17 protein-coding genes are annotated in these 12,479 nt (G+C 47.2%); 9 read left to right on the forward strand and 8 right to left on the reverse strand.

Annotated features, from left to right (window positions below; all coding sequences use genetic code 11):
• Nucleotides 1–12: 12 nt before the first annotated feature.
• Nucleotides 13–1,173, forward strand: coding sequence for an MSMEG_0565 family glycosyltransferase (locus I1H34_RS22555; RefSeq protein WP_212666397.1), 1,161 nt, complete (start codon nt 13–15; stop codon nt 1,171–1,173).
• Here the strand turns inward: I1H34_RS22555 and I1H34_RS22560 are convergent.
• Nucleotides 1,158–1,445, reverse strand: a complete 288-nt coding sequence (locus tag I1H34_RS22560) for an MSMEG_0570 family nitrogen starvation response protein (protein WP_212663146.1) — start codon at nt 1,443–1,445, stop codon at nt 1,158–1,160. The genes I1H34_RS22555 and I1H34_RS22560 overlap by 16 nt on opposite strands.
• A gap of 186 nt (nt 1,446–1,631) precedes the next feature.
• On the opposite strand from I1H34_RS22560, the gene I1H34_RS22565 reads away from it, so the two are divergent.
• Entirely contained in the window at nt 1,632–3,041 is a 1,410-nt protein-coding gene (locus tag I1H34_RS22565; protein ID WP_212663147.1) for a LuxR C-terminal-related transcriptional regulator, read from the forward strand.
• A 41-nt stretch (nt 3,042–3,082) separates the two neighbouring features.
• Here I1H34_RS22565 and I1H34_RS22570 read toward each other — a convergent pair whose 3' ends face one another.
• A complete protein-coding gene (locus tag I1H34_RS22570; protein ID WP_212663148.1) occupies nt 3,083–3,745 on the reverse strand; it encodes a Uma2 family endonuclease in 663 nt (220 codons plus the stop codon).
• A 129-nt stretch (nt 3,746–3,874) separates the two neighbouring features.
• Complete coding sequence (locus tag I1H34_RS22575; protein WP_212663149.1) at nt 3,875–4,078, reverse strand: hypothetical protein; 204 nt, start codon at nt 4,076–4,078, stop codon at nt 3,875–3,877.
• A 206-nt stretch (nt 4,079–4,284) separates the two neighbouring features.
• Between I1H34_RS22575 and I1H34_RS22580 the strand changes: the two genes are divergently transcribed.
• From I1H34_RS22580 to grxC, 6 genes are all read left to right on the forward strand, one after another.
• Nucleotides 4,285–4,857 carry a TetR/AcrR family transcriptional regulator gene (locus I1H34_RS22580; RefSeq protein ID WP_249369515.1) on the forward strand — a complete coding sequence of 191 codons (573 nt, stop codon included), beginning with the start codon at nt 4,285–4,287 and terminating at the stop codon, nt 4,855–4,857.
• 73 nt (nt 4,858–4,930) lie between these two features.
• Nucleotides 4,931–5,713: an SDR family NAD(P)-dependent oxidoreductase gene (locus I1H34_RS22585; RefSeq protein WP_212663151.1), complete on the forward strand. Its 783-nt coding sequence runs from the start codon at nt 4,931–4,933 to the stop codon at nt 5,711–5,713.
• A gap of 60 nt (nt 5,714–5,773) precedes the next feature.
• Nucleotides 5,774–6,454, forward strand: a complete 681-nt coding sequence (locus tag I1H34_RS22590; RefSeq protein ID WP_212663152.1) for a cupin domain-containing protein — start codon at nt 5,774–5,776, stop codon at nt 6,452–6,454.
• Nucleotides 6,451–6,837, forward strand: coding sequence for an OsmC family protein (locus I1H34_RS22595; protein WP_212663153.1), 387 nt, complete (start codon nt 6,451–6,453; stop codon nt 6,835–6,837). The genes I1H34_RS22590 and I1H34_RS22595 overlap by 4 nt, the downstream gene beginning before the upstream one ends.
• 39 nt (nt 6,838–6,876) lie before the next feature.
• Entirely contained in the window at nt 6,877–7,137 is a 261-nt protein-coding gene (locus tag I1H34_RS22600; RefSeq protein ID WP_212663154.1) for a hypothetical protein, read from the forward strand.
• 71 nt (nt 7,138–7,208) lie between these two features.
• The gene (grxC, locus tag I1H34_RS22605) at nt 7,209–7,487 is read left to right on the forward strand and encodes a glutaredoxin 3 (protein WP_212663155.1); all 279 of its coding nucleotides are present in this window, start codon (nt 7,209–7,211) and stop codon (nt 7,485–7,487) included.
• A gap of 26 nt (nt 7,488–7,513) precedes the next feature.
• Here the strand turns inward: grxC and I1H34_RS22610 are convergent, their stop codons facing one another.
• The 5 genes from I1H34_RS22610 to I1H34_RS22630 all read right to left on the reverse strand — a co-directional run bounded on the left by I1H34_RS22610 (nt 7,514) and on the right by I1H34_RS22630 (nt 11,714).
• Nucleotides 7,514–8,149 carry a hypothetical protein gene (locus I1H34_RS22610; protein WP_212663156.1) on the reverse strand — a complete coding sequence of 212 codons (636 nt, stop codon included), beginning with the start codon at nt 8,147–8,149 and terminating at the stop codon, nt 7,514–7,516.
• 337 nt (nt 8,150–8,486) lie between these two features.
• A complete protein-coding gene (locus I1H34_RS22615) occupies nt 8,487–9,113 on the reverse strand; it encodes a hypothetical protein (RefSeq protein WP_212663157.1) in 627 nt (208 codons plus the stop codon).
• 313 nt (nt 9,114–9,426) lie between these two features.
• Nucleotides 9,427–10,056, reverse strand: coding sequence for a hypothetical protein (locus I1H34_RS22620; RefSeq protein WP_249369517.1), 630 nt, complete (start codon nt 10,054–10,056; stop codon nt 9,427–9,429).
• 573 nt (nt 10,057–10,629) lie between these two features.
• Nucleotides 10,630–11,184 (reverse strand): IS630 family transposase, encoded by a 555-nt coding sequence (locus I1H34_RS22625; RefSeq protein WP_212666398.1) that lies wholly within the window; start codon nt 11,182–11,184, stop codon nt 10,630–10,632.
• Entirely contained in the window at nt 11,118–11,714 is a 597-nt protein-coding gene (locus I1H34_RS22630; RefSeq protein WP_212663158.1) for a winged helix-turn-helix domain-containing protein, read from the reverse strand. Before I1H34_RS22630 ends, I1H34_RS22625 begins: the two co-directional genes overlap by 67 nt.
• Before the next feature lie 238 nt (nt 11,715–11,952).
• On the opposite strand from I1H34_RS22630, the gene I1H34_RS22635 reads away from it, so the two are divergent.
• A complete protein-coding gene (locus I1H34_RS22635) occupies nt 11,953–12,477 on the forward strand; it encodes a DUF4062 domain-containing protein (protein ID WP_212663159.1) in 525 nt (174 codons plus the stop codon).
• Nucleotides 12,478–12,479 lie beyond the last annotated feature (2 nt).

Below are 12,479 nucleotides of genomic sequence, written 5' to 3' on the forward strand. Positions count from 1 at the left end.
CAGCTAACCCAAATGGCCAATCCATCACTCTCAATTGCACTGCTCACCTATGCCACCAAACCACGGGGCAGTGTTATCCATACCCTAGAACTGGCAGCAGCGCTCACTGCTTTGGGCCATCAGGCTTGTGTTTATGCCCTGGATAAAGATGGGAAAGGATTTGAACGAGCCCTACCTCATCCCGTGCAGCTTATCCCCGCTCAAGCTGCACCTGCCGACATTGATGCCTTAATCCAGCAACGCATTCAAGAATTTGTAGAGTTCTTAGCGGATCATCCTCATCACCACGATATCTATCATGCTCAGGATTGCATTAGCGCTAATGCCTTAATCCAACTGCGCCAAAAGCAGCATCTTCCCCACGTGGTTCGCACCGTCCACCATATTGAAGATTTCCAGAGTCCCTATTTGCAGCAGTGCCAAGATCGCTCGATTCGAGACCCAGATTTATGTTTATGCGTCAGTGATCACTGGCAAGAGAGACTCGCCGCTGAGTATCAGATCACAGCTCCCCGCGTGACCAATGGCGTTAATTTAGAGCGGTTTTCTTCCACGACCACTGGACAAGAATTTGCTCTTAAACAGACATTGGGCTTAACTGGATCTCCCATTTATCTGACGGTGGGCGGGATCGAACCACGCAAAAACTCCATCCGTTTACTGACAGCATTTGCCCAAGTGTTACAGCAAACTCCTCAAGCTCAGCTTGTCATTGTAGGAGGTGCGACCCTGTTTGACTACCAAGATTATCGAGACCAGTTTTTTCAACAAGTTCAGGCCTTGCAGATCGAGATTGGACGGTCTCTGATTTTGCCGGGAGTCGTGTCTGATATCGATCTTTCAGTTCTGTATCGTTGCGCAGATGCCTTTTGTTTTCCGTCTTTGAAAGAGGGGTGGGGGTTGGTAGTTTTGGAAGCGATCGCATCTGGGTTACCGCTTCTCCTCTCAGATCAACCGCCTTTTACTGAATTTTTAGGTAGGGAACAAGCCGTTTGGGTCAACCCCCAAGACACCAATCATATTGCTGAGGGCATGCGAACCCTTGATCCGTCCCATGACAGCCCATCTGCAATTTCCATAGCCACCCAGATATTGGATCAGTACTCCTGGCATCAGTCTGCCCTTTGCCATATTGAGCAGTATCACCGTTTACTAGATCACGGCATAAACTGAAGCATCCGCACCTTGGGGTCGGTCAGATCTTGATAGTCTTGAGCACGAGTTTCTAGGGATTGGAGCTGGCCCAAAGCCAAACCACAAGGCATACCATACTTAGCCTTCACCCGATCACTACCCATCGTCAACGCCGTGCGAGATCGAGTCATAAAGTCATCCAAGTCATAGGTATTTCCTGGTTCCAGATAGTCTTTCACCACCAAGGAAGGGGAATAGCAGGTTTCTTGGGTACCGTCGGGCCATTGAATTTGAAAACGAGTTTCAGGCATGGATTCGTTGCTTCTCGTGAATTGACAGGGATGGAAATTTTTTCCACTTTTTACGTTATCGGCGCAGTGAGAATCGCAAGTTGTACCTGCCGATACAAAGTAAGGAGTCCTTTTTTAATTCAATAAAAAGGGGCCAAAGAATCTGTTCTCCTGAATCTCATCCATCAGCAAACATCACGCCGCACCTTGCTAAATTCTGTTCAATTATTATTCGATCTTCAGGATGTCAATGTCATTGGCCAGAGTATTTCTGGTTGCTTAGATCCAGAAGACATTGCCCGTCGAGTCACAGAAGCCCTAGTAGAGCGTTTTAAGTGCGCCTTTGCTCGCTTATGGCTGGCGGATACCGATCAGCAAGCCCTTACTCTAGTGGCCTCTGCTGGGTTATATACCCATACCAATGGCTCCTTTGCCCATGTACCGATGGGTGCCTATAAGGTGGGCAAGATTGCCCAAAATCGGGTGCCTTTTTTAAGTAATTATCTGCCTGATGAATCCTGGGTAAAGGATCGGGACTGGGCTATTACCAATCGGATTCAAGGGTTTGCCGGATATCCCCTGATGGCGGGTGATCGCGTGTTAGGGGTCCTCGCAACTTTTAGCCATGACGCTTTGGCCCCAGAATTTCTCGAAGTGCTGCAAATGCTTTGTCTCACCACCACCATTGCCTTAGATGCCGCCCTTCAGGCTCAAAAAACGGTTCCTAAGCGCATGGCCCAAAGTGGGACGATCGCCCTCTCCGATCAGCTTGCGAAAGTTCTGACCTCCACCCAGTTAATGCTAGTGGGAACGGAACGAGAACTCCCGGCTTCCATGGCCTATGCCTTGCTGCGAGGGGTGGAGTTATTAACCCAATTGGACTGTAGCTATTGCCGCTTGACCTATGACGACATGGCCGTATCGTTGGATGCGATTGCAATCTCTCCCCCTTATATCCATGAAGATCTGCTAGAGCGAACCACCTCACCCTTGGCAGAGCTACAACGCATGGCCCTATGGCTAGGAGGGACGTTGACCACTCACCCGGATCCCCAAGATCGCGTGTTCGAGCTGACCTTAACCCTGCCCTATGGAGCAGAACTCAAGCATTTATCGGTATCAGTCCAGTGTCAACAGTCTGTCTTGCAACTGGCATTTACCCACCTATGCTTGCAAGCAGGCTTAAATCTGAGGGAGATGCCATCTGCTCCAACGGCAGCATCAGAAACTCAAGGAATTCTTCTGACGGATCGTCTGGATGCAACCCCGTCTAACTCACCCATCATTTGGATTCAACATTCCTCTCGGGGACAGATTCCCGCTGCGGCTCAAGCGGTGGTGACACTAGATATCATTCCCCAGCAACTTTATACAGTCGTGGCTCAAGTCTCTCAAGGCCAAGCAGCATTACCTGAGCTGATCGCTCCTGCCTTATCCGACCGAGAACAGGAAATTATGCGGTTGCTATCTCAAGGGCTGAGAGATCGCGATATTGCTAACCGATTGCATATCAGCGAAAGTACGGTTCGGTTTCATGTCAGCAACACATTGACCAAGTTAAAGGCCAAAAATCGATATCAAGCGGTCTATGAAGCCACGAGTCGAGCGTGGATCTAGCAACGTTGCAGACAGTTCATGATCCGTCTTAGATAGCAAAATTAAGTTGATGCCTCAGCATTATTCTCTATCCAACCTTTTAGTTCTCGGAGTGCCTGAGCCTCACCCACCGTTTTACCCTGTTGCAAAAAGTGGTAGAAAACCTCTTTCGGTACCCACGGAAAAGTAGGACTAAGATCCACCTCTTGGTACTGATTTTGCTCAAGCTGGTAGATGGTCAATACTGAACCGTTAAATCGCCAAAACTCGGGCACGCCTAGACTGGCGTAGAGGTTGTTTTTATCGATATCTGCATGGGTAATATCGACTTCTACCACTAAGTCAGGGGGTGGATCTTTTTCTAAATCCACGGTTCTGCCTCGAACGCAGGGCTCGTTTTGGATGTAATAGCATTTGTCTGGTTCGGCTCCTTTCTGCAAGGTTTGGCGACGGAGGGTGGTGGAAGCCATGCTTTTAATATTGAGGCCGCTTTCAATCACTAATGCTTTGATAAAGTCACCAATCACATCGCTGGGATTTTCATGGGCTTCTAAAGGGACCATAAACTCTAGTAGACCTTGGTCATAGTGCAACCGAACGGCTCGATGTTCGCCAAAGGTATCCAGTAATTTTTCATAAGTGTCCCAAGACACGTTGGTCAATGTGAGGCGCTGCTCAGCAGGTTTTGTCTCAATTGTTTCAGGTACAGGTAGCTGAGTTTGCATGATCTCTAGACTCCTGGGTCTTCACCTCTTCCAGCATAAGCGGTGAAATTTATGTTGCAAAAAAAATCACTCATCTATGACAGATGAGCGAGAGGAGAGTGCTATTACCCAATGAAAGATTTGAAATCTTTAGCAAGGTTCTGGAATCGAATGCTGCATTGAGCTTGGATTACTGCTAGATAAATTAAAACCAAAGCTTTTGGTTGTCTGCAAAGGTGTTGAACCCGCCTGTTGAGTGTAAGCAGCCATCTGCTCCACTGGAGAATATCCCTCGGTTCTTAGGACTGAACCGAGTACTTTGCCTGCGATCGCAAATGAAATAAGGACAAGCATGGGATAACTCTCAACTGGCTGTAGAAAACGATTAGGGCAACAAGACGGCAAACAAAATGTATCTTTATGTAAATCAATATAACAGCTATGTAAACAAAACGCAATATAAGTTGACATAGTATTTTTTTCTTGCTAAGCAGTTTTACTTAGTCACCCAAAAACCATGGAACTTGACATCTACCTACTAGATGGTAGATACTCAAAATATGGAAAAGAACACTGCCACTCAAATCCTAGATGTTGCTCAAGAGATGGTGCGGAATCGAGGCTATAGCGCCTTTAGTTACGCTGATATCTCTAAGCAAGTTGGGATTCGCAAAGCCAGTATTCACTATCACTTTCCTTCCAAGGATGAGTTGGTGAAAGAACTGGTGAAGCGATATCGGGAAGGCATGATGCGGGCCTGCGATCGCATTACCCAATCCAACACCAAACCCGATCAGCAGATGTTTCAATTCGCCCATCTCTATCGCAATGGCTTAGAAGAAAAGCAAATCTGTCTCTGTGCCATGTTGGCCGCAGACTATGAGGTGCTTCCCCAGCCTGTCCGGGACGAGATTCAAACCTTCTTTCACGAGACCGAGGCTTGGCTCACAACCTTACTCCAACAGGGATGTGATGCCCAACATTGGACCTGCCAGCCCTCCGTCGAACAAGAAGCCAAAGGTTTGATTGCCATGCTCCAAGGAGCCCAGTTACTAGCCCGTTCTGCAGCGGGCACTGCCACCTTCGAGCAAGTGGTTTATCCACTCTTAGCAGCCAAGTTTCCCAGTCGCTAAATTTTTTTTCTCATCATCTACCTACTAGTAGGTATTTAAAATCAATTCACCCATTTAATTAAAGGAGTTCATCATGTCTCAATCATTTGCAGGTCAAAAACTGATCGTCGTGGGTGGCACTAGCGGCATGGGCAAAGCAGTTGCCCGGATCGTCCTTGAGAATGGGGGTTCTGCCGTTTTGATCGGTCGTCAACCAGCCAAACTCCATGCAGCCGTTGAAGAGTTGAAAGCCTATGGCCCTGTTTCAGGGGAGCAAACCGATATTGCCAAACCAGAAGCCCGACAAGCTCTGATCGCCCGCCTCAATCAATCCCATGCGGATGCCACCCTATTGGTCAATGCCGCCGGAGTCTTTCTGCCCAAGCCCTTTCTGGAGTATGAAGAAGCAGACTACGATCTCTATCATGACCTCAACAAAGCCACCTTTTTTATTACCCAAGCTGTCGCCCAGAACATCATCCACCGCCATCAAAAAGGAGCCATCGTTAATGTCGGTTCCATGTGGGCCAAGCAAGCCGTGCAGGCCACACCTTCTTCGGCTTACTCCATGGCCAAAGCCGGACTACATTCCCTAACCCAGCATTTAGCGATAGAGCTGGCCGATAAAAAGATTCGAGTCAATGCCGTCTCCCCAGCCGTCGTAGAAACCCCCATCTATGAAGGGTTTATTCCCAAAGACAACGTTCACGACGCCTTGCAGGGTTTCAATAGCTTCCATCCCATTGGTCGTGTGGGCAAACCTGAAGATATTGCAGAGACCATTGCCTTCTTACTGTCTGATAAAACCAGCTGGGCGACAGGTGCCGTATGGGATGTTGACGGTGGTGTGATGGCAGGTCGGAACCAGTACAACTAAGGCCAGTGGAGATTCAAACACTCCGCTGACAGCACAAACAACCTATTGGAGGTAGGCACCATGAAAATTCACGCGGATCTGACTCAACGGGCTGTCGTCCATAGCGAAACCTTACCCTGGGTCGAGTCCCCCATGGCAGGAGTTCAACGTCGAATGTTAGAGCGGGATGGTAAGGAAGTTGCGCGGGCCACCTCTATCGTGCGATATGCCCCCGGCAGTGCCTTCTCTGCCCACACCCACAGAGGTGGCGAAGAATATATTGTCCTAAACGGGGTGTTCTCCGATGAGCATGGAGACTTTGGCCCCGGCACTTATGTCCGCAATCCTGTGGGGTCTAGCCACACCCCCCATAGCAAAGAGGGGGCAACGATCCTAGTCAAACTATGGCAAATGGACCCAGCCGATCAACAGCAGGTTGTCATTGATACGACTCAAACGGAGTGGGTGCCGGGTTTAGTGCCTGGATTGCAGGTGCTACCGCTGCATACCCACGGTACTGAGCAGGTGGCCTTCGTAAAGTGGGCACCGGGGACGAAGTTCCAAACCCACCAGCACTGGGGCGGTGAAGAAATCTTTGTCATCGAAGGCACCTTTGCCGACGACCAGGGAGTTTATCCCCAGGGGACTTGGCTACGCAATCCATCAGGCAGCATCCATACCCCCTTTAGTGAAGAAGGCTGTCTAATTTATGTCAAAACGGGACATTTAGATCACGTCTATCACCCAGGAGAATCATCATGATTTCAGTCCAAGTTGCCTCCAATCATTCCCGGTATGGTCAAGACATTTCCATTCGCCATCTGCACCTGGCTGCAGATGAACCTCCTGCCCTAGGAGGTGATGATGTTGGCCCCACCCCCACGGAATTGATTTTGGCAGGATTAGGTTCATGTAAAGCAATTACCCTGCAAATGTATGCTGAGCGCAAAGGGTGGAAGCTAGAGTCTGTGGCGGTGGAGTTGAGTTACGACTCGGATGTTCAACAGCCCACCATCCAGGCCAAGCTCACTCTCGAAGGTGACCTCGATGAGCAGCAACGCCAGCGGCTCCGAGACATTAGCGATCGTTGCCCAGTCCATAAACTCCTGACTAATCCAGTCGCTATCCAGACACAACTCGCCTAATACTCTAATCATCTGTCCCACCCACTGAAGGAGACTGTTATGGATGCCTATCGTCTAGTTGCCTGTAGCTTTCATGATGAATTAGAAGCCTGGGCCACACTCCGTCAAACTTGCCAGATCATCTATCGCGATGCAGAAGGACAAGAACAAACCGTAACCAGCAAAATTATCGATGTCTATGCAGCCAATCGGGCTGACTTTATCAAGCTCCAAGATGGAACCATCATTCGTCTGGACCACTTAATGTCAGTGAATGATAAACCGATTCAATTTGCCCATTCACCCTTCTCTTGTTCATGAGGTATGGCAAGTTCTGGCATCACTCAAATCTTTGAACTCGATACTGAGAAATCATTTAGGAGAATATCATCATGGCTAATGTCGAAATTTACACTTGGAGTACTTGTCCTTTCTGTCGTCGTGCCAAGTATTTGCTCGACCAAAAAGGGGTGACCTATACGGAACATGTGCTCGATGGTGATGAAGCTGCCCGAGATGCCATGGTTGCCCGAGGCACCCAGGGTCGTCGTTCGGTACCGCAGATTTTTATTAATGACCAACATATTGGCGGGAGTGATACCCTATATGACCTCGAACAGCAGGGCAAATTGGATATCTTACTCAACTCATCCATAGCTTATGCAAGCTGATCATAGACATCCTCAATCAGGCCCCTTCAACGAGGCCGGAATATTTCTGGTACTTGATGAAATGGAGGGGGCTGGGAGAGATGATCGGCTATGAACGAGCAGGAAAATGCAATGCTAAGGATGAAAATAATTCCTCGTCTGATGTTGAGCATCAAATTGTGTTGCTGTCGTACAGTGAGTCGTTGTCTCAAAATGATTCGGAATAAATCACTCCGAGTACGCTCTACTTCTACCCAGAAGGATATCCAGAAAATTACGAGGATGATGAGCGGTAACACCAATCTATCTTGAGCTGAACCATATTCCATATCCCCCGAAGACAAAAGCAAAAGGTGGAAGCCATACCAAAAGATAGACCAACACCCAAAAAAGATCAGCACTGAAGGATGTGGGGTAAGGGTTAAATGAATAACGGTGCCCCCTGAAAATGATTCAAACCGTCCCTTGATGTAAGGTTCGCTGGCATTTGGACGACCGACAGGAATGCGGTTCATCTTAAAACCAGACTGTGTCACTGATCCTTCATAGGGGGCATGGTTAAGGTCATATGTTGAGCGAAATGTTTTGGGAGGCTCTATTTGGGCTTCCAATCTCTCCATCACTGTTTGCAACGGGTCGGAAGTTTGAATTACAAAGCGATCGCGAGGTAAAAGGTGAACCATAGATGATCCCTCACTCTTTAAACTTTTAGAAACAACAAATGAATGCCAGTGGGACTGAGCAGATGCGAAATCGCATGGCATGATTTTTCAGAAGCAGGTCAGTCAAATCGGAGAGCAAACTGAGAGACTGGCCATCTGTATCTAACGTTTTTGCCTGAAGCAATACTTATCGATCCGTTGGCCCTAGAAGCACTGTCTCTTAAACGATTTGATGCTGGTTTGTCCGCAGCTTTCTTATCAGTGCAGATCGCGATTGAACATACTTGCGAGCATGACTTATTCCGTTTAATCGATAAGCTCGGGCACACAGATAACTGGCGGCCCCTATCCATCTCCATTACTGAGACCGGAATGATTCGGGCACTTCTTTTGCTGGAGGTGGCTCGGAGATATGGGTTGATATCGACAAGAAGGAAAATATGATAACAAAGGCAACACCTTGAAGGAAGAAGAGTTTTTGGTGCTGATGCTGCCGTGATTTAGGGACTTGACCCACTATCATTTCCAGCAAATCATTATGGCTGCGCTCCACCTCTAACCAAAAACTGATCCAGAAGAGCCCTAGCATGAATAAGGGCATTCCCAGAGAAAGAAGAGCTACCGTATCGGTTATACTCCCTGAAATCCACATTGATAGAGAAGCGCTGTACCAAAAGAGAGGCCAAACCACCAAAAAGCTCATGTCGAAAAAGTGGAGTTTCATGGTTATGTGCACTGACGTTCCTCCTAAAGGTGTTTCAAAGTAACCTTCGATGCGGGGAATAAAAGAGTCGCGGCCCACGGGAATCCGGTGCATCGTAAAGCCTGACTCTGAAACAGATCCTTCATAAGGTGCATGGTTACGGCCAAATGACCGCCTCAGTGTCTTTGGGGGTTCTAGTTGGGTGTCCAGTCTTGCTATAACAGCTTGCAATGCATCGGGAGTCTGGATAATAAAGCGATCGCGCGGTAAAAGTTGAACCATAGATGATCACTCACTTTTTAAGTTGTTTGAAACGACACATGAATACCAGTGGTACTGAGCAGGTGTGATGTTGGATGGCATGATTTTCCAGAAATAGGTCAGTCGAATCGAAGAGCAAACTGAGAGACTGGCCATCTGTACCTAACGTTTTTGACAGATGTAATCCTTATCAATCAGTTGGCCCCATCCTTCAACTGGCTTGCCCCAGCTTCGATGTAGTGGAGATCGCGATTGAAGATACTTGCGAGCATGACTTATTCCGTTTATCGATAGCTCGGGCACACAGATAACTGGCGGCCCCTATCCATCTCCATTACTGAGACCGGAATGATTCGGGTACTTCTCTTGCTGGAGGTGGCTCAGAATGGCTGACCATAAATATGAAGGGAAATATACCACTGATAACGAAGGCGGTTCCACGCAGGAGGAAGAATTTTTGAAGCCGATGCTGCCGTGACTTAGGAACTTGCCCGACTATGATTTTCAGTAAATCATTATGGCTGCGCTCCACCTCAAACCAGAAACTAATCCAGAAGACAAATAACACGAACAAGGGTAATCCTAGGACCAGTAGAGCTTCAGTAGCAGCAACACTCCCTGAAAGGCAAACTGCTAAAGCGCCGCTGTAAAACAAGAGAAACCACATCACGAGAAAGCTCATGACGAAAGGGTGGAGCTTCATGGTTATGCGCACTACAGTTCCCCCTGAAGGTGTCTCAAAATGACCTTTGATCTGGGGGATAAAGGAGTTGCGGCCCTCAGGAATTCGGTGCATTGTAAAACCTGATTCCGAAATAGATCCTTCATAAGGTGCGTGGTTACGGTTAAATGACCACCGCAATGCCTTCGGAGGTTCTACATTGGTTTCCAGTCTCGCGATAACAGCTTGCAATGCATCGGGAGTCTGGATAATAAAGCGATCGTGCGGTAAAAGATTAACCATAGTTGATCACTCACTTTTAAGTTTTTTGAAACGACAAATTAATGCCAGTGGTGCTGTACAGGTAGGATTTCAGATGGAATGATTGTCTAGAAACAGATCAGTCAAATCAGAGAGCAGACTGAGAAACTGGGCATCTGACCTTAGATTTCGCGTCAGAAGCAATACTTTATTACTCAGTCACCCTCATCCGAAGGGTCTCTTCTTAGATTTGATACTGGTTATATCCTGCCAGCCACTGCCTTTCAGTTCTGATAGCGGTTAAATTTTCTTGCTATCGCTAGAACAGAGTTTCGATGAGCGGCTTCTTCACTGACATACAAAGAAGTAATCTTTTTTCCTCAGATTGCTTCTTCAAAATCTATGGTCTAACATTCATGACTTAAATGCAGTGATCGGCATCATATTGTGGGTGTCATCTCAGCTATAACCACCTCAAATGTCTTATGCCAGACAATTAGTGGACTTCAATGTGCAGTTTAGTGCCATTTGTACATTCCAGAATTAATGGTTCAGTTGGCTCTTTATTGCTCAATAGTGACTTCTATAGATCTACAGATAAAGATCCGTGATTAGCTAGGCAGCTTGTGTACCCAAGGTTTTGCAATATTTGCCCATTAAGACAGTAATTTCATTGGGAGTCTGACTAAAGTACAGTAGCCCCTCATCGACCTGCTGAACTAAGTCATCAAATTGCTTGAAGAACCGTAGGTGTGTGCTGCGTTTTTTGAGTTTCTTCCACAAGAATTCAATTGGGTTGAAGTCAGGAGAATATGTGGGTAATTGGAAAGGAGTAAGGCGAGCGGATTGCTGGTCAAAGAACTGCTTAGTTGCTTTACTGGTGTGATATCTAGCCCCGTCCTGAATGAGAATAATATGCTTGTGAGTCTGCTGGAGTACTTGAGTTAGAAAAGCAGTATACCCTTCAGAATTGAAGCGTCCCGTCTGACCTTGATAGAAGAACTGACCAGAATGATAATCAATTAATCCAAACACCTTGTAAGCCTTCCGTTTACCACTGGTGGGCAATGTTGGCTGGTCTCCACGAAGACTCCAGGTGTAGCTTAACGACCCCCACTGCGCAAAACTGGCCTCATCCCCAAATAAATTAGGGCATCTTTGGCTGCTGATAAACGCAAAATCTCAGGCCATTTGTGTGTCATCCATTCTTGTCGCTTGGCTTCATTGAGATGAGCTGCAACAAACCGTGCTCTTTGAAATGAAAAGCCTAAGTTCCTCAGTAGAGTACTCACATAATGGGGATGATAGGAAACATTGAAGCGTTTCGCAATCAGGTCTTGAACCATTAATGCACTCCAACAACCACACTCGTATCCAGCTTTGAGCGGACCTGCTTTAATCCATGACTTGAGCTGTTGTCGTTGCCGTGGAGTGAGTTTGCTGCGACGTCCTTGAGACGCTTTGTATCTAAAGCTAGCGATACCTCGTTTTAGAAATGCATGCAGATAATCCCTGATCGTTTGTTCGCCTAGTGCCAATGTTTCAGCTACCTGTGCCACTGAACCACCTTGACCAAGCTGCAATAAAGCACTAATACGTTTGACCAGACGTAAATTCTGACTCCCGTATGCCTGGCGCAGTTTAGCTTCAATCTTTTTGCGTGTTGATTGGGTAAAGCGCAGTTTGAATTGTGCGAGCATACTGGATGACCTCTGATAATCTTGAAATCCTTGCCAGAGCTAAGAGTATCAGGAGCTAGTTACTATATTTAATGAAGATGTAGTGTCGCTAAAACCACGGATGCTTTTCTGAAGATCTATAGCTGGGTAATCTGTCAGATAACACTTAACCGAATTATCGCTACAATAGCATCCGCAGTTGATAATTTTTTTGTGCGGAATAGATGCCGCTGAGCTATATGTTATTGGGTAAGATGATATGGCTAAGACTCACACAGTGCTTGAAGTATTCATCGCATCTCCTGGTGACGTAACACCGGAACGCGAGGTGTTAGCAAACGTTGTTTCGGAATTCAACGTAACTTGGGGCGATAAACATCACGTACGTCTCGACATCGTCAAATGGGAAACACATTCACACCCTGCATTTGGCGAAGATGCCCAAGATATAATCAACCGCCAAATAGGAGATGTATACGATATCTTTCTAGGCATCATGTGGGGGAAATTCGGAACTGCAACTGCACGAGCGGAGTCCGGTACAGAGGAAGAGTTCCAGCGGGCCTACGACCGACTGAAGAAGGGCGATCGAGTTCAAATAATGTTCTACTTTAAGGACGCCGGAATTCCGCCTAGCAAGATGGACGGAGAGCAGATTGCAAAAGTGCAAGCGTTCAAGAAAACGATCGCCGACGAATATGGCGGACTATATTGGCCATTTGAAACGACCGACGAATTTCAAACGAAGGCAAGAATACACCTCAGCAAAGTGGTGCAAGACTAGCT

Source organism: Acaryochloris marina S15, assembly GCF_018336915.1.
Classification (GTDB): Bacteria; Cyanobacteriota; Cyanobacteriia; order Thermosynechococcales; family Thermosynechococcaceae; genus Acaryochloris; species Acaryochloris marina_A.